At 53.0% G+C, this 26547-nt stretch carries 17 protein-coding genes; 13 read left to right on the forward strand and 4 right to left on the reverse strand.

Annotated features, from left to right (window positions below):
* Window positions 1-7: 7 nt before the first annotated feature.
* The 13 genes from ACQ4MZ_RS19680 (at window position 8) to ACQ4MZ_RS19740 (ending at window position 20185) form a co-directional block, all read left to right on the forward strand.
* Complete coding sequence (locus tag ACQ4MZ_RS19680) at window positions 8-3634, forward strand: SusC/RagA family TonB-linked outer membrane protein (RefSeq protein WP_430847622.1); 3627 nt, start codon at window positions 8-10, stop codon at window positions 3632-3634.
* 12 nt (window positions 3635-3646) lie between these two features.
* Window positions 3647-5323, forward strand: coding sequence for a SusD/RagB family nutrient-binding outer membrane lipoprotein (locus ACQ4MZ_RS19685; RefSeq protein ID WP_430847624.1), 1677 nt, complete (start codon window positions 3647-3649; stop codon window positions 5321-5323).
* 25 nt (window positions 5324-5348) lie between these two features.
* Window positions 5349-6656: a fibronectin type III domain-containing protein gene (locus ACQ4MZ_RS19690; RefSeq protein WP_430847626.1), complete on the forward strand. Its 1308-nt coding sequence runs from the start codon at window positions 5349-5351 to the stop codon at window positions 6654-6656.
* Window positions 6657-6755: 99 nt separating this feature from the next.
* Window positions 6756-7673 (forward strand): glycosylase, encoded by a 918-nt coding sequence (locus tag ACQ4MZ_RS19695; protein ID WP_430847628.1) that lies wholly within the window; start codon window positions 6756-6758, stop codon window positions 7671-7673.
* A 172-nt stretch (window positions 7674-7845) separates the two neighbouring features.
* On the forward strand, window positions 7846-8514 hold the full coding sequence (locus ACQ4MZ_RS19700; RefSeq protein WP_430847630.1) for a hypothetical protein: 669 nt from the start codon (window positions 7846-7848) through the stop codon (window positions 8512-8514).
* A 13-nt stretch (window positions 8515-8527) separates the two neighbouring features.
* The gene (locus ACQ4MZ_RS19705) at window positions 8528-9205 is read left to right on the forward strand and encodes a hypothetical protein (protein ID WP_430847632.1); all 678 of its coding nucleotides are present in this window, start codon (window positions 8528-8530) and stop codon (window positions 9203-9205) included.
* 22 nt (window positions 9206-9227) lie between these two features.
* A complete protein-coding gene (locus tag ACQ4MZ_RS19710) occupies window positions 9228-10160 on the forward strand; it encodes a hypothetical protein (RefSeq protein WP_430847634.1) in 933 nt (310 codons plus the stop codon).
* Between the two features lie 70 nt (window positions 10161-10230).
* Window positions 10231-10815: an RNA polymerase sigma factor gene (locus tag ACQ4MZ_RS19715; protein WP_430847636.1), complete on the forward strand. Its 585-nt coding sequence runs from the start codon at window positions 10231-10233 to the stop codon at window positions 10813-10815.
* Window positions 10802-12121 carry a hypothetical protein gene (locus ACQ4MZ_RS19720; protein WP_430847638.1) on the forward strand — a complete coding sequence of 440 codons (1320 nt, stop codon included), beginning with the start codon at window positions 10802-10804 and terminating at the stop codon, window positions 12119-12121. Before ACQ4MZ_RS19715 ends, ACQ4MZ_RS19720 begins: the two co-directional genes overlap by 14 nt.
* Window positions 12122-12466: 345 nt before the next feature.
* The gene (locus tag ACQ4MZ_RS19725; RefSeq protein WP_430847640.1) at window positions 12467-13687 is read left to right on the forward strand and encodes a Gfo/Idh/MocA family protein; all 1221 of its coding nucleotides are present in this window, start codon (window positions 12467-12469) and stop codon (window positions 13685-13687) included.
* Window positions 13687-14733 carry an FAD:protein FMN transferase gene (locus ACQ4MZ_RS19730; RefSeq protein ID WP_430847642.1) on the forward strand — a complete coding sequence of 349 codons (1047 nt, stop codon included), beginning with the start codon at window positions 13687-13689 and terminating at the stop codon, window positions 14731-14733. The genes ACQ4MZ_RS19725 and ACQ4MZ_RS19730 overlap by 1 nt, the downstream gene beginning before the upstream one ends.
* Before the next feature lie 565 nt (window positions 14734-15298).
* Window positions 15299-18412 carry a SusC/RagA family TonB-linked outer membrane protein gene (locus ACQ4MZ_RS19735; RefSeq protein WP_430847644.1) on the forward strand — a complete coding sequence of 1038 codons (3114 nt, stop codon included), beginning with the start codon at window positions 15299-15301 and terminating at the stop codon, window positions 18410-18412.
* Between the two features lie 21 nt (window positions 18413-18433).
* Window positions 18434-20185, forward strand: a complete 1752-nt coding sequence (locus ACQ4MZ_RS19740; protein ID WP_430847646.1) for a RagB/SusD family nutrient uptake outer membrane protein — start codon at window positions 18434-18436, stop codon at window positions 20183-20185.
* 153 nt (window positions 20186-20338) lie between these two features.
* Here ACQ4MZ_RS19740 and ACQ4MZ_RS19745 read toward each other — a convergent pair whose 3' ends face one another.
* From ACQ4MZ_RS19745 to ACQ4MZ_RS19760, 4 genes are all read right to left on the reverse strand, one after another.
* Window positions 20339-21676 (reverse strand): TolC family protein, encoded by a 1338-nt coding sequence (locus ACQ4MZ_RS19745; protein WP_430847648.1) that lies wholly within the window; start codon window positions 21674-21676, stop codon window positions 20339-20341.
* Window positions 21666-24770: an efflux RND transporter permease subunit gene (locus ACQ4MZ_RS19750; protein WP_430847650.1), complete on the reverse strand. Its 3105-nt coding sequence runs from the start codon at window positions 24768-24770 to the stop codon at window positions 21666-21668. Before ACQ4MZ_RS19750 ends, ACQ4MZ_RS19745 begins: the two co-directional genes overlap by 11 nt.
* Before the next feature lie 8 nt (window positions 24771-24778).
* Window positions 24779-25810, reverse strand: a complete 1032-nt coding sequence (locus ACQ4MZ_RS19755; protein WP_430847652.1) for an efflux RND transporter periplasmic adaptor subunit — start codon at window positions 25808-25810, stop codon at window positions 24779-24781.
* Window positions 25811-25914: 104 nt separating this feature from the next.
* Window positions 25915-26478 (reverse strand): Crp/Fnr family transcriptional regulator, encoded by a 564-nt coding sequence (locus ACQ4MZ_RS19760; protein WP_430847654.1) that lies wholly within the window; start codon window positions 26476-26478, stop codon window positions 25915-25917.
* Window positions 26479-26547: the final 69 nt, after the last annotated feature.

Below are 26547 nucleotides of genomic sequence, written 5' to 3' on the forward strand. Positions count from 1 at the left end.
AAACGTAATGAAAAAAAAGCTATTTAACTATCAAATACTCCACCGACTGATGCGCTTTTCCTTCATGCAGCTCTGTATAGCCGTGAGTATTGCAACCGTTTCGATAGCGGGAAAGGTCGGCGCGCAGGACCTGCTGAGCCACCGTATCAGCCTCAGCGTGCAGAACCAGAGCGTGGTGCAGATCCTGTCGGCCATCGAGAAACAGGCCCAGGTACGATTTACCTACCGGCCCGAGCTGATTACCGAAAGCCGCAAGTACTCCTTTGAGGTGAAGGAGGAAAAACTGGCCAAGGTTTTGGGCGAAATTCTCGATCCGATGCGGCTGAAATACAAGGTAATGGGCAAGCAGATTGTGCTGACCCCCGTAAAAAGCAGCGGAGATTCGTCGATGAGCGGGGAAATGCTGCCGGAGCTTCGCGCTGCGCCCATGCGGACGGTCACGGGGAAAGTGACTTCCTCGAAAGACGGCGCGCCGCTTCCAGGGGTGAATATCCTCGTCAAGGGCACGCAAACAGGTACCTCGACCGATGTTGCCGGCAACTTCTCCATCGACGTCACCGGTCAGGGGGCCGTGCTGATCTTTTCCTACATTGGTTTCAACAGCCAGAGCGTGGAAGTGGGTAATCAGTCGGTGCTGAATGTAAGTTTGCAGGAAAGCGTGGAAACGCTGAAAGAGGCCGTAGTGACTGCGATGGGCATTACCCGCGACAAGCGGTCGCTCGGCTATTCGGTAGGAAATGTGCAGGCCGAGGCGCTGACCCAAACCCCTCAGAACAACGTCCTGAATGCACTTTCGGGCAAGGTTGCCGGTGTGCAGATCTCGCAGATGGACGGAACTGCCGGTTCGACGGTGAATGTGATCATCCGAGGCGCCAACTCGCTGAACAACGATAACCAGCCGCTGTTTGTGATCGACGGTGTGCCAGTGGCCAACAAGCTGGACAACAGCTTCGCCGGTGCCGACATGGGGAACGCGATTTCGGACATTAACCCGAATGATATTGCTAATGTTTCGGTGTTGAAAGGCCCTAGCGCGGCTGCATTGTACGGCTCGCGGGCGGGTAACGGGGTGATCCTGATCACGACGAAATCGGGCCGGGGAGGGAAAAAGGGCCTGGGTGTGTCGCTGAATACGGCGATGGTACTCGAAGTGCCGCTGCGTTATGTGCCGGTGCAGAACAAGTTTGGCTCGGGCAAGAGTGGCGCGCATATTCTGGAAGAGCAGGAGAATGAGAGCTGGGGGCCACGCCTGGATGCCGGAGAGCAATGGGTGCAATGGAACAGCAACGGGCAGAAGGTGCCGCTGGTTTCATATCCCAACCGTTTCAAGGATTTTTTCCAGACAGGTATTACCAATACGAATAATGTGTCGGTAAACGGCAACTATGACAAGGGCAACTTCCGGCTGTCGGTAGGTAATATGAAAAACAAAGGCATCGTGCCTAATACCGATCTTTCGAGGCTCACTCTGGCATTGAATACCACCTACAATATCACCGATAAACTGCGTGCCCAGGCTAATTTCAATGTATCTGAATCAGGGTCCGACAACCGTCCGCTCATTGATGCCAGCCGCAATTCGCCGGTACGGAGCATTTATGAAATGGGTGCTCAGGTGAATATCCTCGATTTAAAGGATTACTGGATGCCGGGGCAGGAGGGGATGCAGCAGCGGGTGTATAAAACCAAACAGAACAACCCGTATTTCATTGCCTACGAAAACCCGACGGGTTTTAAACGCAACCGCACCGTCAGCAAGCTGCAACTCGATTATGACATCACCAGCGAGTTCTCCCTCATGGGACGCTTCTCGCGCGATGCGTACGAGGAGAAATTGGAGGCCAAAAAAGCTTACAGCAATTATGAGGCGGTAAAAGGGGGGTATGAGGTCGAGATGAATGATCACAAAGAGACCAACCTCGATTTCATCGCGAGCTGGAAGAAGAATTTCAACGAAACATGGAGCCTGAATATCCTGGCAGGCGCCAACCGACTTGAACAGCGATCGAATTTTATCAATAATGCCACTACTGAACTCGTTTCGCCGGGCTTGTACACCATCGCCAACGGAGCTCCGGGGACGATCACTTATAATAGCCAGTGGACCCACAAGCTGCTTTATGGCGTGTATTCGTCGGCTTCCATTGGTTTTAAAAACTACGCATTCCTGGATCTGACGGCCCGAAATGACTGGTCGAGTACGCTGCCGAAGGATAACCGGTCGTATTTCTATCCTTCCGCGTCATTGAGTGTGATCTTGTCGGACGTTTTCACATTGCCCTCCTGGATTTCACTCGCCAAGTTCCGCGCGGGATCAGCACAGGTAGGTAACGATGTGGCGCCTTACAGCCTCCGCCAGACATACCTCGCCGATACCGACTGGGGCCCGACCAAGCGCATGTACCAGAACGATATTTTGAAAAACAACAACCTGAAACCGGAAATATCGAGCGCCAACGAGATAGGCCTGGATTTGAAATTCCTCAAAAACAGGCTGGGCGTCGAGGGTACGTACTATGTTCGGAATAACAAAAATCAGGTGCTCACGATCGGTATTCCTATCGAATCGGGTTCGAGCAGCAAGCTGATCAACGCCGGGCTCGTACAGAGCCGGGGATTTGAGCTGGGTATCAATGCCACGCCTGTGGAAGGCCGCAACTTCACCTGGGATGTGACTGTGTCGTTCACACGGAACCGCACGCGCATCAAGCGTCTGGCTGAGGGGATTACCTACTTTTCGTTCAACTCATACAGCGGCGCGGAGGTGCGCACGTACGTAGGTGGCGATGTGGGCGATATTTACCAGCAGCCCATGCTGAAAGTGACCGACCGGAACTCGCCCTACTACGGTTACCCGATCCTCACCAGCGGCGGTTTGTACCAGACCGACACCGATATTAACCATATCCAGAAGATCGGCAACTACAACCACGACTTCCTGATGGGCGTTCAGCAGACCTTCCGCTACAAGAATTTCAGCCTTTTCGCCAACATCGACTGGCGCCAGGGCGGCTCGTTCTATTCCAATACCATGATGTTCCTCGGCAACAATGGCCAGCTGGAAGAGTCGCTTTCCGGCGTTCCCTACGACAAGAACACGCCGATCGATCAGCAGATCAAAGCGAACCCGCAAGCATTTCTGGGTAAATGGGTTGGAGGGCGCAATGCCGAATACGGCGGTTTTGATGCATGGACGGGTGCTAAGAAGGACATCCGCGTGCAGGATGCCAGCTTTAACGTGGGCGTACGAACTGCCAAAGACGCGGAAGGCAACACTACCTATATTGAAAACCTCGGTGGCCCCAACACCGTCTGGCTCGACCCTTTCAACGCTTACCGCTATTCGACGCGCCCTTTCCCGAGCGAAAATATGTACAGCGCCACCTATGTGAAGCTGCGGGAGGTCGCTATTACCTACCATTTGCCCAAAGGCCTGACCGACAAACTGAAATTGCAGAATGCATCGGTCTCCATTGTGGGTAATAACCTGTTCGAATGGACAGCCGCGGGCGTGAGCATCGACCCCGAGCGTGCATTCCGCCAAAGCGGTTCCGCCTGGATGCAGGGTGTCGAGTACTATAATGTAATGCCGTGGACGGGCTCGGTGGGTTTGAAGTTGAATGTAGATTTCTAAACGATTGTGATCATGAAAATTTCCAAAGTGATATATAGCCTGGCGGCGGTAATAGGGCTTCTCCTGATGAGCTGCGAGGATTTGAGCGAAGTCAACCAGAACCCCAACAGCCCGGAAGAAGTGTCGGCGAACTACATTATGAGCTATGTGCTGACGCATTCGGCCAAGGCCTATTATGCACTCGGTGCGGAAGGTTCGGACCTTTCGGGTGCAATGCAGTACATTCAGATGGGGACCAATGAAGGCGCTATGAAGGTCAACCAGTATGGCTGGTCGGCAGCAAGCTGGTCGGAGTACTATAATATTTTGAAAAACAACGATTTGATGTACCAGGCCGCGTTGCGCGACAACAATCGTTTCTTCCAGGCGATAGCCCTAACCATGAAATCGTTCGTATTTGGTTTAATGACGGACCTTTTTGGCGACATTCCGTATTCGGAAGCGCTGCAAGCCGCCAGCGAGCAATATTACCCCAAATACGACAGCCAGCCCGACGTGTACAAAGGCATTCTCACCGATCTCAAGACCGCTTCTACCTTGCTGGGAAGCCTGGGTACTGCCGACGTGGTGAGTGCCGGATCGGACGTGCTGTATGGCGGGAAGGCGGCCAACTGGAAAAAGTTCGCCAATGCATTGCGGATGCGTTATGCGCTGCGTCTATCAGCCAAAAAAGCGGAAGCGGCCGCTGCCGGTATCGACATTACAGCGGAATTTAAGGATGCGGCAAGCGCCACATTTACCGCCAATGCCGACGATGCATCCATCGCTTTCATTGGTACTACCAAAGACAACTCAGCCGTGGGCGGTTTGCTCAATGCGAGCAATCCATTGTATTATATCAAACCATCCAAACCATTTGTAGATAAGCTCACAGCCCTCGGCGATCCCCGCCGCGACCGCTGGTTCCAGCCTGTGCTGAACAAATGGGACGCCAAAACCACGACCGCAACCGATAAAACCGTAACCAATGCATTTGGCGAAACATTCACGGTGAAGTACATGCCGGCCAAAGCGGGCGTTAATGTGGATACTTCACTTTATGTGGGATTGCCCGTCGGCCTGGCGATCGTGGACGCGACAGGTTATAACAAGGGGGACGACGGTACTGCCTACAATCCGGAGCGTAGCCCGTACATTTCGTTCCTGCACAACCGCTACCGCACCAACAACGAAGCTTACGTGAAAATGAACCTCATTACCTATCCCGAGGTCGAGTTTATGCTGGCCGAAGCTGCGCTGGATGGCAACTGGGGTGTTTCAGGCACGGCAGAGGACCATTATAAAAGTGCGATCAAGGCATCGCTGGATAAATACAATGCGCAGGTAGCCAGCGGATTCAGTTTCGATCGGTATTATGCGCAGGATGCGGTAAACCTTGCGTCGGCTTCCGACAAGCTCGAAAGGATTTCGGAACAGAAATGGATTGCCGGCTGGCTGAGTGTCGAGCCATGGTTCAATTGGCGGAGAACGGGCTTTCCGGTGCTTAAAACTGGTCCGGCGGCACAGTTCGGTGCGGCTATTCCGGTGCGGTTTGTGTACCCGATCGCCAACGCGGATGTCAAATATCTGGTGAATTATAATGCGGCGGTGGACAAGCTGGAACCGAGCCGCTTCGTGCCGACGGGTCAGAGTAAAGACCATCAATATTCAAAAATGTGGCTGCTGAAAGGTACTTCGGCGCCCTGGTAATCGTTCGGCTCCGGCCGGTTTTAGTATGTATTTAAAAAACAGCATTTCAAAAATCGTTGCAACGGGCATTTTGGCCCTGTGGGCGCTGGCAGTGGCCGCGCAAAATGGAGACACCTATTTGCCCACGGCGTCACCCGACCGCATTGTGCTCAATGTGACGGCCGACCCATCGACTTCGATGGCAGCCAACTGGCGAACCTCCGGTGCCGTTTCGGAAAGTTTCGCCGAAATCGCCGTTGCCGAAGCCGACCCGCGGTTTGTGTCGAAGGCGAAAAGGCTCACAGCCCGGACGGAAAAGCTGGTCTGGGAGGACACACCCACGGCCCATTACCATTCCATTGTTTTCGAAAACCTGCAACCCGGTACCAAATATGCGTACCGGGTTGGCGGGGAGCAGGGGTGGAGCGAGTGGATCCATTTCACCACCGCAGGCACTCGTGAGCAGAAGCTTTCCTTTGTCTATTATGGTGATGTTCAGGTGAATATTTCTTCGCTATGGTCGCGCGTGGCGCGTGAGGCCTACGCGAAAGCGCCCGACGCGCGCCTGGCCATCTACGCGGGCGACCTGATCAACAAAGCCAACCGTGACGTCGAATGGGGCGACTGGTTTCGTGGCGGCGGTTTCATCCATTCCATGATCCCGGCGTTTCCCACCCCCGGCAACCACGATCATTTCGATACGCCCGAGGGCATTAACACCACTTCGGTATTCTGGCGGCCGCAGTTTACATTGCCCGAAAACGGCCCGAAAGGCCTGGAAGAAACCTGCTACTATGCCGACGTTCAGGGAGTAAGGTTCATTTCGTTAAACTCGGATCAGGTGGATGTTTCGGAGAAATGGACAGAGGTGCAGAAAAAGTGGCTGGAAGGTATTCTCAAAAGCAATCCGAATAAATGGACGGTCATTACCTTCCATCACCCGATTTTTTCGCCTAAAACCACCCGCGATAACAAGCGTATGCGCGAGACTTTCAAACCGTTGTTCGACAAATACAAAGTCGACCTCGTACTGCAAGGCCACGATCACACTTATGCACGCGGAATGGCCCATATCCCGATGACCGAAAAAGGGGCGCAGTCGGGAACGATGTATGTGGTATCTGTCAGCGGACCGAAAATGACGGATTCAAATGTCGACCGCGCTGCCTGGATGGACCGCTCGGCCATTTATACCCAGCTTTTCCATGTTGTGAACGTCGAAGGCGGCAAGCTATCATTCGATACCTACACGGCAACGGGCGAGCTGTACGACGCATTTGATTTAATTAAACAAAAGGGAAAGATTAACCACATTGTAGAACGCATACCATCCGGCGTGGCCGAACGACGCTGACAATACCTGACCACACTTGACCACTTCTGACCATCCCTGACTATTTCCTGACCACACTTGACTATTTTCTGACCGTCCCCTAACCATGCCTGACCACCCATGAAACGCATCACCCTTTTTGTTTCCTCCGCTCTACTGGCTACCTCATTGCTAGCAGCGTTACGACTGCCGGTTTCCGACGAATTTCCTGCCGAAATCGTCAAATTCAAGGCATATGCGGGCAATCCTTTGTTCAAAGGGACCGGTGACTCACAAACCTGGGACGAGAATATCCGTGAGCGTGGATACATCTTGCGCGAGGGTAACAAATACTACATGTGGTATACCGGCTATACCAAAGCGACCGGCAACGATATGAAATACCTCGGCCTGGCAACTTCCGACGACGGTTTGAAATGGACCCGCCACCCGAAAAACCCGATTCATACGTCCCTGTGGGTGGAAGATATGTGCGTGTTGAAGGAAGGGAACACCTACTATATGTTCGCTGAAAGTAAGGACGATATCGCCCATTTGCTGACATCTACCGATCGCATTCATTGGAAAGATCAGGGCGCAATCGACATCCGTCTCAAAAACGGATCGCCCATCAGCAAAGGACCTTACGGGACACCGACTGTCTGGAAAGAAAACGGCACCTGGTATCTCTTTTACGAACGCAACGACGCCGCTGTGTGGCTTGCCATAAGCAAAGACCTTGAAACCTGGACGAACGTACAGGACGAGCCGGTACTGAATGCAGGGCCGGAAAAGTACGATGCGTTTGCGGTCGCGTTCAACAAAGTCATTCAATACAAAGGCCTATACTATGCCTACTATCACGCGTCGGCGTTCAAAGACTGGCGAGAGTGGACGATGAACGTGGCCGTTTCGAAAGACCTCGTCCATTGGAGCAAATACGAAGGAAACCCCATTGCCGGTAACAATTCTTCCAGCGGTTTCCCGGTTTTCGACGGCAAGCAATGGCGGTTTTATACCATGCACCCTGAGGTACGGGTTTACTTCCCCGAAAAATAGAATGTCTCTCCATGATTTTAAAGCATTGCGACCCGCGGTCTCGTACCCGGCTGCAATGCTTTTTTGTTTGAAACAGAAAAAAATCCCGGAAGACCGCCACGCTTGAAACACACGTCCGTGTCTCTGATCATGGAAGCGCAAACAAAGTCCCGCCCATCAATAAGACACCGTCATGAAAAGATTTCTCTTCGCCAGTTGCCTCGTAATGCTTGCCGTATGGCACCTCGGGTGTTCCAAGGATAGTCCCAAACCTACCCCTGAACCAGAGCCCGAACCCATCAAACTGGAACGCGAGGCTGTGAAATTTGCACTCCAGGGTCGGCCGCAATACCTCGCAGAGGCTTACCGGTTCATCGGGAAAGACTCGGTGGATCTGTTGAAACTGGACACCAATTATGCCAGATACCGGAACATCGTTTTTTTCTCGTTCCATTTTGACGAAGGATATATTAATTTTTGGAGCGGCAGCCAGTTCCCGAATACTGAAATCCCGGGTGACGTGAAGACATTTAACCTCGGAATAAGGGTCGACCGGCCCACCGGCCTGCGTTGCTATTGGGAAGAGGAGAAAGGTACTCTTAGAATCGAGAGTGACAGGATGACCGACTATTTTCCCATGATTGTTCTCGGCAAAAAGGCGTACCTCGAAACATCGTCGTTTGTAAATCATCGGACGATCGAAATGGTCAAAGCGGCCCAGGTCAAATCGCAGGCGATTTTTATTTACGAAGACGACGACCCGAAACTGGGGAAAGTGAAATACAAGATCACACTCAAACCCATGTACGAATACTACCGCGAGCCCAACCAGCAATGGGATGCCAACTTCGCCGTGTTCTGAAATGGGACTTGTTATGAAAAAGCTGCTGTTATTTGCATTTTTGTGTATTGCCGGCGCGGGCATGTCCGGATGCGGAAAGGAGGATAAGGACCAGCCGGATCCCAAACCGGAACCTGTTCGCCTGGATCGTGATACGGTTTCGACCTGGCTCGCCGGACGCTCTTTTTACATTACCGATGCATGGCGGTTTGCCGGGAAGGATTCGGTAGATATGTACAAGGTGGATACGCTGCTGCCGCTCTATGCAAAGGCTGCGATCCTGAACTTTTACATCTCAAAAGGAGTCGGATCCATTATGTTTCATGGCGGTGCGAGTCAATTTCCAAATACCGAGATTCCGGGCAATGCGCTGACATTCAATTTGAATATCCGTATTTTTCTTCCGACCGAAATGAACTTGACCTGGAACGAGGAGACAGGTACGCTGAACGTGGAGACGCGTGCGAAAACGAGCTATTTCCCGATGATCGTCCCGGGTAAAAAAGGATATCTCGATCCCGCGAGCTTTAACGTGAAAATGTCGGCCGAGCAGGCGAAAAAGGCGGTCGTTAAGCCGAGTATGAAGTTCATTTACGAAGACGACGATCCCACGCTGGGCAAAGTCACTTATAAAATTACGATGAAACCAATGTATCAATACTATCGCGAACCCGGCCAACAGGCGAGTGCGAAGTATTTTGTGTACCCTTGAATTGATTGATAGTAATTAAATTATGAAATCCCTGGCACTCATATTCATCGCGGCACTCGCGCTCACAGGTTGCAATGACCTGAAAGACCTGCGCCCGGTGGATCCCGCAACGGAAATTCCGGTGAAGGTTGTGAATGTGGTAAAGGCGAAATTCCCGAAAGGCGAGGATCTGGTTTTCAAGCCGATCCTGGAAGATAAAATCTGGGAAGTGAAGCTGAAATCGGAGGCTGACCGGTTTGTCTCCCTCGTTGACTACGGGAAAATGTGGGAGACGTTTAAGGTTATGCCGGATGGCGTCCCTTCCGTCCTGCAAACAACCCTGCAAAAAACTGCTTTTGGGGACGGGACATTATCGGAATATACCCAGGGCTATTTCGCCACGACCAGCAATAACAAGCTGCTATACAACTATAAGAATGAAAATTACTCGCTGGAATGGGGGGGCGTATATCCTAACGGCGTCAGCTCGGCTACGTTCGACCCGTCGTTGTACCGGATCGCCACCTATGAGATCGCCGATCTGCCTGCATTCGTGAGGGATACCATCAAAACATTTCCCAAAGCGACTTTCGTAGTCGGTTACACCTGGGTGAGGCTCGATGGTTCCAGACGCTACTATGTGTCCGGCAAACTGAACGAGGGCGGCATGTACGACCAATTATCCCTTCTTTTCGACGATAAAGGCAAATTGAGATGGATGAGCAACCTTTTCACGCAGCCAGGCGTGCCCGTGACATTTTCGAACCTGGAAATTGTGCCGGCTGAAATTAAACAATACCTCGATAGTGCTCCCGAACTCGCGGGTTATCAATATGAAAAGAAGCTGAAAAGTTACATCAACGGACTGGATAGTTACTACATCGTTGTGACTGTCGGAAGTGTTTCCAAGTGCGAACTCTATTTTGACAAGGATTTCAATGTGCTCAATAAAAAATACACTGTGTTATTATATTAAAAAATAGGAATTAATTAAGTTTAAGTTACTTACAGGTCTAAGTTTTATTCCTGAACCCAACGTTCCCCTGATGAAATTCTTTCTCTCTAAAAAGTACGACAGCGTAACAAGCCTCGTGAAAGCCTGCCAGCAGCAGGACCCGAGGGCGCAGACCGTATTTTACGAGCGATACAAGGCCAAAATGACTGGTATTTGCCGCCGCTATGCGCGGACCGTAGCCGAGGCCGACGACATATTTCAGGACGCATTTGTAAAGATTTTTAACAATATCGGCGATTTGAAGGAGCCCGAGGCCGTGGACGGCTGGGTGAAAGTAACGGTGATCCGAACGGCAATCAACTATTACAACCGCACCACCAGGCGGCAGGAGCTCCAAAGCTCGCTGGACGGCGTGGAATGGCAGGTAGAATCGGACGATTACGTGCGCATCATCGATCAGATGAACGTCCGCGACCTGGTAGAAATGATCAACGAGTTACCCGATAAATACAGGACGGTGATCAACCTGCACCTGATAGACGGCTATACACACACCGAAATTGGTGAAATGTTATCCATGTCGGATGCCACGGCCCGGTCGCAGTTCATGAGAGGACGTAACCTGCTAATGAAAAAATTGGAACTAAAAGGAATAGTGCATCATGAAAACTTCTGAGGACAAACTGAACGAAGCGTTGCGCGACGTCCTCAAACGCAAGTTTGATGACTATGAAGAACAGCCCAACGCCAACGCGCTCGAACGTATACGTGCACGCGTGAAGCCCGCGCGCAGGGGAAGATATTGGTGGTTTACCGGCGCGCTCGTACTGCTTTCCGTGTCCGGGATACTCGTTAGCCGGTTCGCGGGCGAAAGCAAAACGTCGGTTTCGGAAAGAGCGGTTGTACACGCCGGCAGCGAGGCCGAACCAGCCACTTCCGGCTATGCAGAACCGACCAAAGAAACGCTTTCCGTTTCGAAAGCGCCGGTGCATTCGGCCCGATCGCTCTCCCGCAAAACGATCTGGAAAATACCTGTTTCGCGGTCGGAGAAACTGGTTAAAAGTGTTTTTGTGAAAGACCCTGGTAACCAACCGGCATCGGAGGTGCATCGTGGGCAGGCAGGCGACGCCTCGGGCGCCACTGTAAGCTGGAATGAAGGTTTACCGCCGGTGAAAACAGGCCCTGTGGCTGTGACAGCGCAGGAGGCAGATCATATCAATGCGACACTAGCCGAAGAAGCGCCTGCACCGGTGGATTCGGCGACAGCTGCATTACCGCTGGAAGAATTGGCATCGATGTCGTTGAAGGAAATGCAAATTCCGTTGCATTTGCGCGGTGTGGTAGCGCCTGCAATCAAGCCTGCGAAGGTGATCGTCACCAACCCGACGAGGATGGCATGGCTTTTCAATGCGTCGGCGTTGCATTCCTATCAGATATTAACGGTGCCATCGTCGGCAGCACAGGATTTTCAGAATTTCAGCTTCCCGACATTATTCACGGCGCGGTCAATGGGCTACAAAATAAGTGGTGGGGTAGAACGGAACGGGATTCAGTTGCAGCTCCATTACAGCGGTTTCCGGCAAACGTATTCCTACGAAATCGCCAACAACAACTACCTCGTCAAACCCGACGATAAAGGGCAGTATCAAACCGTGCGCCAGGGTGACAGGGTGGAGGAGAACCGGAAATTCTCGATGCTCGGCATTGGCGTTACGAAGCAGCTGCGCTGGGGACATTCGACGGTGAGCCGGTTTTACGCCGCTTTCGGAGCGGAATATTCGCATGATTTGAAAAGCAGCCAAAGCCTCGGATGGGTCAGCCTGGGATTGGGGAAACAATTTGCGGCCAGCCGCCATACAGCATTCAGCATTGGTCCTTACGCCGAGTTCAGTCCGGTGAAGGTGAAAGGAACTCAAAACCCGTTCTACTATCAGCCGTACCGCGTGGGGATATCGGCAGGGCTCCGCTTCGTGCGGCCCTGATCTGCTCACAGGTTAAGTCCCGGTAACCACACTACCGGGATTTTTTTATGTATAAAAATTTTCTACAACCATTTCATTCCCATCTGATTAAAAAATACCTACATTTACGGGCACGTGCCCGAACGGTATTTGTAATTACAAAAATCAACTTAGCCACGCCCACACCTGAGCCACACACAACGCCAGACCACCGCTGACCACACCTGCCAATACCTGACTAAACCTGACAACACTTGACCACACCTGCCAACGCCTAACCACACCTGCCAACGCCTAACCACACCTGACTACACCTGACAATGCCTGACCACCCTTGACCACATCTGACTAAACCTGACCCAACCCATGACCCAACCAGGAACAACAAGAAGAGATTTCATTGCAACCGGCCTTGCCGCTATGGCAGGGGCGGGGCTTTCTGCCGCATTTTCACCGACATTCGGAAATCCACTGCGCCCGGCCGGCAAGATCCGCCTCGGTATCATCGGTACCGGTTCGCGCGGCGCCGGCTTGGCTACGCTTATCCGAGAAATGCCCGATTATGAGCTGGCAGCCTGCTGCGATATCATCCCCGAAAACCTGCAAAAAGGACTGAGCCTCGCTGCTAAAAGTGCCATAGGCTATACCGATTACCGAAAGCTGCTCGACGACAAATCCATCGACGCCGTGGTGATCGCCACGCCGCTTTACCTGCATTACCCGATGGCCGTGGCCGCATTGCAGGCAGGAAAGCACATTTACCTCGAAAAATCGATGACGTACGACATCCCGCAGGCGATTGACCTCGTGAAAAAGGTGAAAGCTTCGGGGCTTGTGTTCCAAATCGGTTACCAGTACCGGTACTATGGTCTTTACCACCGGGTCAAAGAGATCATAAAGGAAAACTGGCTAGGGAAAATCACGCATTTCGAATGCCAGTACAACCGCAACTCAAACTGGCGCTTCCCGGTGAAAGACCCGAAAATGGAACGTGCGATCAACTGGCGTATGTACCGCGAATATTGCGGTGGCCCGCTCTCGGAGCTTTGCGCGCATGAGATCGACGTTGTGAATTACCTCACCGACAGCCGCCCGATGAAGGTGGTCGGGCTGGGGGGCATTAACTACTGGAAAGACGGCAGGGATACTTATGACAACATACGCACGGTTTACGACTATCCCAACGGCGTGAAAGCCAGCGTGACTTCGGTGCTGTCGAACGCATATAATGGTTACAGCATCCGGATTCTGGGAGACAAGGCCACGGTCGAGATCCTCCGCGACAAGGCATTCATTTATCCTGAAATCACCAACAATGCCAGAGGCGTTGTGGATGGCGTTACCGGTGCGACCATCGCGGTTACCACCCAGGGCAAAGGCGTGGAAGTGAAGTTCGGCAAGCCGGGTGAAGCGGACCTGGAACCTACCGTGTTTGCATTGAAAGACTTTGCCGCATGCGTCAGAAACAAAAAGGAACCTATTTCCAACGTCGAGACCGGTCGCGACGGCTCCATTGCGATCCACATGGGCAACGCAGCGGCGGATACCGAAAAAGTACAATATTGGAAACCTGAATATTCGGCCTGATGAAATCGCGGCGGCAATTGGTAGGGCTGTTGGCGGTAGTAATGTGCTTTGCGACGAGCGCATTACGCCCCGCGAAGATTCCGCGTACCTACCGGATCACCGGGCAGGCGCAGGGCACCACCTATGCGATTACCTATTTTACCGACCGGGAACGGGTAAGTCAAACGCAGGTGGATAGCATCTTCAAAAGCCTCGACGCGTCGCTTTCCATTTACGAGCCGGGTTCGCTGATCAGCCGTTTCAATGCGTCGGCCGAGGGAGTTGAAATGGACGGCCACTTGGCACGGGTAGTCGAAAAATCAATGCAGATTTACCGCGAAACCGCCGGGATTTTCGATATCACCGTGTACCCGCTCGTGCGTGCGTGGGGATTTGGCGCGAAAGCCGCCGATGCCATGCCCGACAGTGCTGCCATCCGGCAACTGCTGCCGTGTGTAGGTTCGGATAAATTGAAGATCAACGGCGGCAGGCTTTTAAAAACAAACTCCTGCACCCGGATAGACGTGAACGGTATCGCACAAGGGTATTCGGTGGATGTTGTGGCAAGCTTCCTGGAAGCGCGCGGAATAGGCAATTATGTGGTTGAAATAGGAGGGGAAATCCGTACTAAAGGCCGCAAACTACCTGGTAACGAGCCGATGAAGATCGGCATCGAAACCCCTTCGGCCCATGCATTCGACGTGCCCGCGATCCGCGAAATAATCAGCATCGGCGATGGCGCCGTAACCACCTCGGGCAATTACCGCAAGTTCAGGGAATCGGGGGGCGTGCGGCTTTCACACATTATAGATCCCCAAACGGGCTACCCTGTGCAGCGTGAAATCATCAGTGCAACCGTAGTGGCGCCCGAAGCGGTCATCGCCGACGGCTTCGACAACGCACTGCTCGCCGCAGGCATCGACGGGGCGTTTGAAATACTAAGCCGTCATCCGGAAATGGAGGCGTATCTGATTTACCGGAAGCCTGACGGGACTGTTGCTGATACGGCGTCCGCGGGGTTTGAGCGATATGTGGTGCTGACCACCGCCGACGATGGCCGACCATAGACTATTGTTGCCCGCCGCCGACCGCCAGCTACTTGCTCAACGCCGCCCCGGAGGGGCAACCTGTTTATAGCAATATGTTACACCAGACGTTTTACCCCGGATGGGGTATCCTGTTTTGCGCCGTCGGGTTTATTCAGGAGGCTCCTCCGGAGCCCACACCGTATTGTATCGGCTGGCTATAAACAGGGTGCCCCTCCGAGGCCTAGCCGGGTATGACGTGTGCAGGTACGCGATCGGCGGGAGGGCCTGCGGCCCAACCATGGACAATGGTCTTGTATCGTCTATGGTCGACCGCAGGCTCATAGCCCCATAGCCCACGGCGGTCGGTCGTCGGCGGTCACCCATTCCTCTCTTTTCGAGAACGTTATCGGTACTATTTCCGGCGGATCGCGTGGATACCTACCAAATTCCTTGTAACATTGTTATAAGCCAAAATTAAATACTGCCGGATGTGTAAAACGCATCATAAAAGACTTTGCAGCCGCATTGCGAGGTAAGCGTTGCTATGTCCGGTCCTGGCTTGCCGCCTCTGAAAATTCATTTTTCATTTCCTAACCATAATCTTATGCATGTAAAACTACCCACCCATCGATGGGCCCGTATTCTTGTTCTTTTTGCATGCCTCAGCCCGTTATGGCTCCACGGGCAAAGTCTGAGGGATGTTACCGGCGTGATTACCGATAGTTTGAGCAAACAAGGCCTGCCTGGCGTGACCGTCGTGGTGAAAGGCACGCAGCGGGGTACCACCACTGATGCCGAGGGCCATTACGCCGTACAAGCCGCTCCGTCGGATGTGCTGACATTCAGCTATGTAGGTTATGAGACGAAAGAAGTGGCTGTCGGGAACCAGTCGGCGATTGAAATTACCCTGCAACCGAGTACCAATGCGCTCGACGAGTTGGTAGTAGTGGGCTATGGGACGATGAAGAAAAGCGACCTCACCGGCGCGGTGATCCGCATCGATTCGAAGACATTCAAGAACCAGCCGATGACCCAGCTTACCGACATGCTGACGGGCACCGTGGCGGGTTTCAATGCCAACCAGGCTACTTCCGCGGCCGGAGGGAGCTCGTTACAGATCCGAGGGCCGAAGTCGCTGACGGCCAATTCGAGCCCGATGGTGGTGATGGACGGCGTGATCTTCAACGGCAGCATTGCCGACATTAACCCGGCCGACATCGAAACCATGGATATCCTCAAAGATGCGAGCTCAGCAGCCGTTTTCGGTGCACGGGCCGCGGGCGGTGTGATCCTGATCACGACCAGAAAGGGGGCCACCGGCAAGCCGGTGATCAATGTCTCGGCCAATGTGGGTACCGCGCAAACGGCGAACGATTTCAAGCCTTTCGATAAGGACGGCTACCTTACCTTCCGCCGGGACCTGCTGCGTGCTACCAATCCGGACCGCCCGTCATTTTATTACGACAATCCGGGTACGCTACCGGCAGGCGTTTCGCTCGAACAATGGCGTAATGCGAGTAACAATCCGCAAGCCGATAACACCCAAGAATGGCTTAGCCGCCTGCGCTTTTTCCCGATCGAAACCGAAAATTACCTGGCCGGTAAAACGGTGGATTGGTATAAAGAGGTGATTCGTACCGGGTTGCGGCAGAACTATGACGTGAGCATCGGGGGCGGCTCTCAGAATGTGACCTACTACTGGTCGCTGGGCTATCAGAACAACGAAGGGATATTGCGGGGCGACAAATTTTCGACGATCCGCTCGCGCCTCAATGTGGATTTCAAGGTAACCGACTGGCTCAATGTGGGGGTAAACAGCCAGTTTGCCGACCGCGACGAGAGCTCTGTTCCCGCCAACCTGGGGCAGATGTTCATCATGAGCCCCTATGGCTCGATGTTCGACGAGAACGGCAACACGATGTGGTATCCCAACAGCTTCGCGGTCGCCAATCCGCTGATCAACTATTACGGTCAGGACAGAATGAAAAAGGTGAACACACTATTTGCTTCGCTTTATGGCAAGATCAAGCTGCCTTTTGGATTTGACTACAAAATATCCTTTCAACCCAGGTACGAAGCTTCGAAGGACTATAATTTCTGGTCGTCCAACACGCTTGACGGCGGCTCCACGCGTTCGGGCGGGTACAGCACGCGCGCGGACGCATCCACATACGAGTACATTCTCGACAACCTGCTGCATTGGAACAAGCAGTTCAGCGTTCACCAGTTCGATGTGACGTTGCTTTACAGCGCTGAGCGCAACCGGGGATGGTATTCCAAAATGGCAAACCAGGGCTTCGTTCCCAATCAGAACCTCGGTTTTCACGGGATGCAGTATGGTACCAACCCGGCTATGGAGACCAACGATACCCAAATCACCGGCGACGCGGCTATGGCGCGGCTCAACTACACTTTGTTTGATAAATACCTGATCACGGCGTCGGTCCGTCGGGATGGCTTCTCGGCATTCGGTACCAGGCAGCCGAGGGCGGTTTTCCCGGCAGCCGCGGTGGCCTGGAAGATCTCCGAGGAGAAGTTCTTCCACATTGACTTCGTGAGCCAGATGAAGCTCCGCTTGTCGTGGGGCGTGAACGGTAACCGTGATATCGGGGCGTATTCGGCGCTGGCGCAACTGCTTTCGGCCATGTATTACGATGGTACCAATGTGCAGGTGGGTGTTTACAACACCTCGCTCGCGAACCCGAACCTCGTGTGGGAGAAAACGAAGTCCATTAATATAGGTATGGACCTGAGCCTGCTCAAAAACCGCATCGACCTGAGCATGGAATACTACGACATGACCACCACCGACCTGTTGATGAAGCGCCTTCTACCGGAAATCACCGGTTTCAAAGACATTACCACCAACCTGGGACTGCTGGGCAATAAAGGTTTTGAAATGACTATCAATACCATCAATACCGAGCAGGCTAATTTCTCGTGGCGCAGCGGGCTTGTATTTTCATTTAACCGAAACAAAATCAAACGGTTATTCGGAGATTACAAAGAGGAGACCGTGGATGGCAAAACCGTTACCAGGGAGCTTCCCGACTATTCCAATGAGTGGTTCCCCGGGCAGGCGATCGACCGCGTGTGGAACTATAACGTGACGGGCATCTGGCAAACGGCGGAAAAGGATGCGGCGGCGGTCTACAAATTACAGCCCGGCGATTTCAAAGCGGAGGATGTGGATGGCAATGGTAAATATGAAGCGCTGCTGGACAAGCGGTTTATCGGCTACCGTCAGCCTCGCTTCCGGATCGGTCTTCGAAATGAGTTTACATTCTGGAAAAACTTCACCGCCAGCCTATTTCTCCGGAGCGAGCTGGGCCATATCGCGCCGTTTGCCGAAGGTTTGCGGACCGGCGGCTCTGACACCTATGATCGCAGGAACACCAACGATTTCCCATACTGGACACCCGACAACCCTACGAACGAATATGCGCGGCTGAACACCAATACCAACGTTTTCGGCGGGGGAATCAAGGTGTATAAGAAGTTGTCGTTCCTGCGCTTGCAGGATGTCAATATAGGCTATTCGTTGCCGACCGATCTTTCTAAAAAACTGAAAGTGAATAGCGTACGTGTATTTGCTTCGGCGCGTAACCTGCTTACTTTCACGAAATGGCCGGGCTGGGACCCAGAGGCCTGGGACAGTGACGGTACCAACGTCCCGATGCCCAAAAATTTCACCGTCGGGCTTAATCTCTCATTGTAAACAGCCATTAACCTGAGCATTATGAAAGTCTTTCGATACCTCATATTATTTGTTTTGCTGCTAAGCCAGTCGGCTTGCGACAAGGACTGGCTGAAACCGGAGCCGCTGTCGTTTTTCAGCCCGGAGAAAGTGTTCGTCGATAAGGCCGGGATGGAGGCATTGCTGATTACCATGCGCAAGGACCTCAAAAACGAAACTACCGGCGCCATGCCGAACCTGACGATGGAATTTGCCGCTTCCGATCTGGCATCGCCGTGGTCGCAGCTTGATTTTTACAATCTTACACCCAATACCGACCAGTACTATCGCTTCCTGACGATGTTTACGGTCATTTATTCTTCTATTAAAAACTGTAACGTACTCATCAGCAGGATCGACGACATTAAATGGCAGTCGGATCAGGAGCGAAATGCCATTTTGGCGGAGGCGCTTTGGCACAGGGCTTACTGGTATTACCGGCTCGTAAATTCCTACGGCGATGTGCCGTTTCTGGGGGCTGAAATAGCGGAGGCGAAGCTCGATTTTCAGACCCATAGCCGCTGGACGATCCTGGAAAAGATCAAGACGGACGTTGAGTTTGCCGCCGAATGGCTGCCGGTCACCGCTAAACCGGGCGTGATCACCAAAGGGGCTGCAAATCATTTGCTGACGAAGATCTACCTCGCCAATCTGGAATACGACAAGGCTATTGAAGCAGCTAACAAGGTGATTAACGGTCCATACGCCTTGATGACACAGCGTTTCGGGATCGATGCTACGAAGGGTTATCGCAACCTCATCTGGGACCTGCACCGTGCCAAGAATTTCAGCATTGCCCAGAATACAGAGACCATTCTGGCGTCCATCGACCGTTACGAGGCGCCGCCGGCCGCGCGCTCCGTGGGCCTTTATACCATGCGGCTCTACAATTGTCAGTGGTTCCAGCCGCAGGTACTCGACAGCCAGGGGAAGCCGGGCATGGTAGCCAGCGGGCCTATGTACGATTCACTGGGCCGCGGCAATGCCAACATCAGGCTGACGGGCTATTACCAATATGATATCTGGGCATACAAAGGCAGTACCTGGCGCAACACGCCCGATTTGCGGCGAGCGGATATCAATTGGGTGGATATTCATGAACTGAAATACAATAACCCGGCGTCGGTCGATTTCGGCAAACCCGTTAATACCCAATTCCTCGCCGCGCAGGTAGATACGTTCAAGCACGTGTACGCGATGCCGCATTACATTATGTACAATCCCCAGGATGACCCGAAAGCGACGCCGATGGGCGGCAACGGCGACTGGTATATTTTTCGCCTGGCCGAAACCTACCTGCTCCGTGCCGAGGCCTATTTCTGGAAAAACCAGCCCGCACTGGCCGCCGACGACATTAACAAGGTGCGCGAACGTGCCAAAGCACTGCCCATTACAGCAGGCGAGGTATCCATCGACTTTATCCTGCATGAGCGCGCAAGGGAGCTTTTCGCAGAGGAACCGCGCCATTCGGAGCTCGTCCGCATATCGTACATCATGGCCAAAGCGGGGATCAATGGTTACAGCCTGACCAATTTCAGCGAAAAGAACTACTATTTCGACCGGGTAATGCGGTACAACAATACCTATGAGAAAAAGATACAGCTGCTGGGTAATACCGCGAACATGGCGCCATTCCATGTGCTATGGCCGATCCCGTCACTGGTGATTACGGCCAATACAAAGGGTGTGATCAACCAGAATGTTGGTTATGACGGTGCGAACCGGAATGTGCCGCCGCTGACGAAAATTGAGTAAAACGAAGTTGTATATGGTTACTAAGCTGTCACCCTGAGCGCAGGTCGAAGGGGTATCTGCATCACGCAAATGCCCTTCAACTACGCTCAGGGTGACACGAAGTGTGACCTTCTACCCCCTTAATTCTACCTCGGTCTCAATTATTAAGCCCAATCACTCCCCGGCCAATCGCTGCAAATCCGAGTGCGCCAGCCGGTAATTCAGCTGTGCTGCCAGCAAATCGGCCTCCGCTTTGGCCAATAGGGAGCGCGTGTTGAGGATATCCGCTTCCAGGTTCAAGCCGGATGCTTGCCTGTCGGTCTGCACTTTGAGCTCTTCGGTGCGGTATTTTACTGCTTTTTCGGCCACGGCGATCAGCGCAGTGGCTTGTGTGAGCTTCCGGTGGGTCTTCGAAACATCGTTTTTGACCTGATTTTGGGTATTGAGCAGGTTTTCACGCGCTTGCTGGCTCAGGAAATGCCGCTGGCGGATCACCTGCTTGTTAGCGACCAGGTCCTGGATATTCCATTTGAATTGCGCACCTACGAACGGGTTGTTGTTCGGGAAAAGCAGGTTGCCGGTCTGGTAGGAGTAGCCTGCTACCAGGCCGATGTCGGGCAGGTTACTCTGCTCGGCTGCGCGGATGGCCTTCTGGGTTTTGATCTCCGTCAGGTTGGCGATTTTGATATCATTGTTGGACGTGGCTGCGTTCGTCAGGTAGGTGTCGAGGGTACCGGATGCAATGGTCATGTTGGTTACCGGTGCGAGCGTCACACTATCTGCATCAATGCCTGTCAGTTGTTTCAAATCGGCTGTGTAATCTTCGGTTTGAATGCGGAGTTTCAGGAGATTCTGTTCCTCGTCGGCGATGTTCGCTTGTAGGCCGGCTTTGTTCACATCAATGGTTTTGCCCGAAAGCAATGCGCTTTCCACATCATACAGCCGCATTTGCGCCAGCTTGATTTTCGCATTCGCCTCTTCCTGCTGCTTTTGGGTGATCAGCAAACCATAATACAGCTTCTCGATCGCCTGCCTGATCTGTAACGACGCCTTCGATTGCTCGTGGCGTGCCAGTTCGGCATCGGTTTTCGCCACTTCAATGCCCGTTTTGATCTTGCCAAGCTGGGTGATCGGCTGATAGAGCGTTACGCCTGCATTGAAATTGTGGTGTTTACCCAAAGGAAAGGTCTTTTCCTCATTCGGCAATGCAACCGTAGTGCCGCCGAGGGGCAGCGTGCCGAAGGAGCCCTGCTCGATCACCAATTGGCCGAGATTGGCATTGTACTGGTAGGAGGAACTCACCGAAGCGACCGGATAGCGCTTAATCGCATCCTCGGCTACTTTGGCCTCTTTTTCAGCTACCTGCAACTTGCGCACATTCAGTAAATGGTTGTTCTGCAATGCCATCTCTACGGCCTGTTCGAGCGTGAGCGGCTGCGCCTGCTGTGCGTACACGGGGTCCAGGGCAACTGCGCAGAGTGTGAGTATCGGGAATATCAGCTTAGTTTTCATGGTGTTCAGCAACAGGGGTTACCATCAGGTCTTTTTTATCATGCGGTTTGATCATCGCGATGTACAGCACTGGCACTGTGAGCAGCGCCATGACCATCGACCAGATCACCCCGACGGCGATCACGCTCGCGAGCGGGCTCCACATCGGCGATCCTGACAAGATCATCGGCAGCACGCCGATCGCTGCGGCCATCGCTGTGAGGAATATCGGACGCAAACGGCGCTTGCCCGATTCGATGGCTGCCGTGCGGATGTCCATGCCGTGACCGAGCAGCTCGTTGGTATGGTCCACCAGGATGATCGCGTTCCGTACCACAATTCCCGAGAGACTGATCAGGCCCACAAATGCCGTGAATCCGAAGTTGTTATGCGTGATATAGAGGCCCATCAGCGCTCCGAACAAGCTGAGCGGGATCGTGAGCATTACCAGCGCGGCTTCTTTGAGGCTGCGGAACTGGAACAACAGGATGAAGAAAATGAGTACCAGGCTGATTACCAGCACCACGATCATCTGGCTGAATGTCTCATTCTTGTTGAACTGCTCGCCGCCGTACTCGATCCGGTAGCCTGCGGGCAGTGGAATGTCCGCGATTTTGTCTTTCACCTCTTTAACGAGCTCGGCCGGCAGAACGTCGTCTTCGGTTTCGCTCAGGATGGTGAGCGTCCGCACGCCGTTGCGGTGCATGATCTTGCCGGTTTGCCATTGCGGTTTCAAGTCGGCGATCTGGCGTAGCGGCACGTTGGCGTCTGTTACGGGCGAGGCCAGGTATATATTTTCCAGGTTATCGGACGACTGGCGGTTACGCTCGTCGAGGCGGAAAACAATGTCGAGCGGGTTGTTGCCTTCGTACATGGTTGAAATGGGGGCGCCATTGAAACCGGTGTACACCATTTGCGAAATGCTGCCGGTGGTAAAGCCGAGCTTGTTGGCCTCATCTTTAAGCTGAATGCTGATCCCGTAATAATCCTCGCGAAAATCGGGGCGGACCATCGCGCTGCCTTTCGCATTTTTGAGAATTTCCTGTACCTGCAAACCAATCGCTTTGAGACGGGCAACGTCATCGCCCACAATGCGCACTTCCACAGGCGACTTATAAGGCGAGCCTTGCTGCATCAGCTTCACCTGCGGAGAACCTTCGGGGATCAACGCGGCTACTTTGCCTTCGAGTTCGTGGGCAAATGCCTCTGCCGTCTTCTCGTCGGTGGTGTTGATCAGAATTTGCGCATAGTTGGTAACCGGCACTTCGGGGGAAAAGTTGTAGTAAAATCTCGGTGCGCTCGTGCCCGTGAACGTAGCGTAGGAGGTCACGCGCGGGTCGCCTTTGACAAGTTTTTCCGCTTTCAGGATCGCCTGGCTGGTCTGGTCGAGTTTGGTGCCGGTCGGCATCCACAGTTCGATCACAAACTGGTTCCTTTCAGCGGCCGGGAAAAATTTCTGCTTAATGCCTTGATATACAAAAAGCGACAGTACGACAGTGAGCAAACTGACACCAATCGTCAGCGCCGAATGTCTCACGCACCATTCGAGGGCGGCGTTGTAGCCGTTCTGCATGCGGTCGAGCAGGGTAATGCGTTTCTTTTTGTCGGATTCCTCCGCGCTGTGGTCGTGGAGACCTTTTTTGATGAAGGTATAGCAAAGCAGGGGGGTCAGGATCATGGCCACAATGAACGAGGCTGCCAATGCAATGGCCACCGTAATGGGCAATGCATGGATGAACTCGCCTACGGAGCCGGTCAGGATAACCATCGGCATGAACGAGGCAATAATGGTTACCGTGGCGGCCAGGACTGGGATTACCAGGTCGGTGGCGCTGCGCCAGGCGGCTGTCCAGCGGTCGATACCTTCGTCGAGAAGTTCCACATAGTTGTCGGCGATGACAATGGCGTCATCCACCACCATCCCAAGCACGACGATCAGCGCTGCGAGCGATACCTGGTGCAGTTCGATGCCGAATGCATTCAGCAATGCAAATGTGACGGCGATCGTCATCGGAATGGCCATCGCGGCAACCGCGGCAATGCGGATCGGCAGGAGCAGGATCACGACAATCACGACCGAGAAAATGGCCAGGAAAAATTCGCGGATGAAGTGCGTAATGTTTTCATCTACGAGCTTCGGCTGGTTTACGATCGTCGTCAAGGTCACGTCCGACGGCAGCAGCTTCTCCACGTCAGCCAGTTTGGCATTCACTTCTTCCCCAAACTTCACAATGTTGTTCCCTTCCTGCATCTGGATGGCAAGCATCATTGCATTGCGGCCGTTCACGGTGGTCTTGCTGGTGGGCTCCGCGTATTCGCGGTTCACCTGCGCGATATCTCCTAGACGGATCAGTTCCCCGGTTTTCGAGGCGCCTACGATCTGGTTGGCGATCTCATTTTCGGTATTGTAATACCCCGATGTGTACAGTGGCGTCTGGCTCGTGGCGGTTTTGATATCTCCTGTCGGACTAATCACGTTCTGCGATTGCAAAACCTGCACCACGGACGACAGTTTGACATTATATTGAGAAAGTTTCTCGGAGCTGGAAGTGACCGTGATCTGTTCCTTCTGTTCGCCGATGCGCTTGATTTTGGACACCGATTTGACCGTCCGGAGAACATCTTCCAGTTTCTGGGTATATTCTTTCAACTGCGCATAAGTGGCCTTGTCGCTTTCGATGCCGATCACCAATGCTTCGGTGTCGCCGAAATCGGAGTTCACGATCGGGCCGCGCACGCCTTTGGGGAAATCTACCTGCTTGGCCACCAGCAACTGGTGGCGAAGCTTGCTCCAAAAGACATCCGGATTTTTGACATTTTCCCCCAATTCCACATTCACCACCACCATGCCGTCCTGTGACGTCGAGTAGGTTTTATCCTTGCGGATTTCTTCGAATTGGAAAAGGTATTGTTCGAGTTTCTTGGTAACCTGGTCTTCCACTTGCGCGGAGTTGGCGCCGGGGAAATAGGCAAGCACCAGGCCTTGCCGTACGGTGATCTTCGGATCTTCACGCCGGGGCATGTTCAGCAGCGAATAAACGCCTACCGCAAACACCAGCAGCAATACCGACAGTGTCACCTGCGGATATTTCAGGGATGATTTGACAAAGTTCATAACGCAGCTTATTGGGTGATGGAAATGGCGGTGCCGTCGGTGAGCTTGTGCTGCCCGCCGGTTACCACGCGGTCGGTTTCGGTGATGCCGGACGTAATCTCGATCTGGTTGTCGGTAAGTTGCCCGAGGCTCACTTTTCTTTTCAAAGCGATTTTGCGGTCGGGGTCGGCCACGAAAACGTAGCTCTGGTTGTCGAGGTCGCGCAAAACAGCCTCGGTAGGCAATACCAGCGCTTTTTTGGATTGGTTGGAGGCCAACGTCACCTCGGCGATCATGCCGGGGCGGATTAATAGTTTGGGATTTTGCAGGGCTATTTTGATGGTAAAGGCCCGGGAGGCCGCGTCGGCGGCGGAACCTACCTCGATTACTTTACCTGTAAATGTCTCGCTAAGCGACGAGACCAGCACTTTTGCCTCCTGTCCGAGTTTGATATTGTGCAATTCACTTTCTGGAATATACGCATTCACCTTCACCGTGCGGATGTCCGATACGACAAAAAGCGGGGTACCTACACCGACGATCTCACCCACTTCCGCCATTTTTTTCAGCATGACGCCGCCGATCGGGGCAAAGAGCTTCGTATCCGATAAATTTTTCGCGTGGAGCTTCTCCTGCGCGCGGGCCTGCTGCAAGCCGAAGCCGACTTTGGCAAAATCGCTTTCGCTGAGGCTGCGGCGGTCGTGCATCACTTTCAGGCGGTCGTATTCGTCCTGTATCTGAGCTACTTGCACGTCGGCTATCTCCTTGGCAATGCTGTAATTACCGGGGTCGAGGCTCGATAGCAGCTGGCCTTGCTTCACGAGCTGGCCTTCTGCGGCGGCGATGTAGTTGATCTTACCGCCTACCATAAAACCGAGGCGTACCGTTTTGTTACCCTCGATGTTGCCGCTGACGGAGATCTGATTGTTGGCTGAGATGTTCTGCGCCTGCCGGGTTATAACCGGCAGCGGTTTTTCAATGGATTTCGCCTGATCGGCGGGTTTGTTGCAGCCCGCGAGCGCAGCCATCGAGAGAATGAGATAGATAGGATTGCTTTTCATAAGAATGGACGACCGTTAGGTTTAATATCCTGGTGCAAAATTGGCCCCGATTGATGGCAATGCTTTTGATCTAAATCAAAAAGTAACCTAATATTGAAAAAATGTCAGACTTTTCCAGCTCTGATCCGGCTTAGTGTCTCCTGTGTGATGCCCAGGTAAGAGGCGATATGCCCCAGCGGTACGCGGAGCATGATATCGGGGAATTTTTCGAGCATGGAATTGTACCGCTCCTGTGCCGATTGGAACTGGATCGAATACAGCTTGTCCGAAAACGTTTTCACGGCATTGATCATGACCAAACGGCTCAGTTTCTGCAATGCCTGGTGACCGTCGATCACCTTCTCGAGATCGGGGTAGGGAATGGTCCGGATGGTGGCCTGCTCTAAAACTTCGGCGCCATAAGGTGAGGGGCTATTGAAAAAGGCACTTTCAATGGACACAAAGAAAGCGCCTTCGAGAATAAATGAATGGGTAATATCCTTGCCATCTTTAACATAATAGGTCCGCACCACACCTTTCTCAATATAGAATACCTTTTGCGAAAAGTTGTCCGGCGATAACAGCCGGTGGCCTTTAGTTAATTCTTCCTGCCTGAAAGCCTCCTGTACCTGGGCTTCCATTTCGGGGGATAATAGGATGTGTTGTTTCAGATAGCGAATCAGCTCCATAATGGGAATGCAATGACCGGGGTACTTCAAGCGATGGTTCTAACATAGCTATTTCCGGCGAAATACCCG

The sequence above is a fragment of the Dyadobacter sp. BHUBP1 genome (assembly GCF_050587785.1).
Lineage (GTDB): Bacteria > Bacteroidota > Bacteroidia > Cytophagales > Spirosomataceae > Dyadobacter.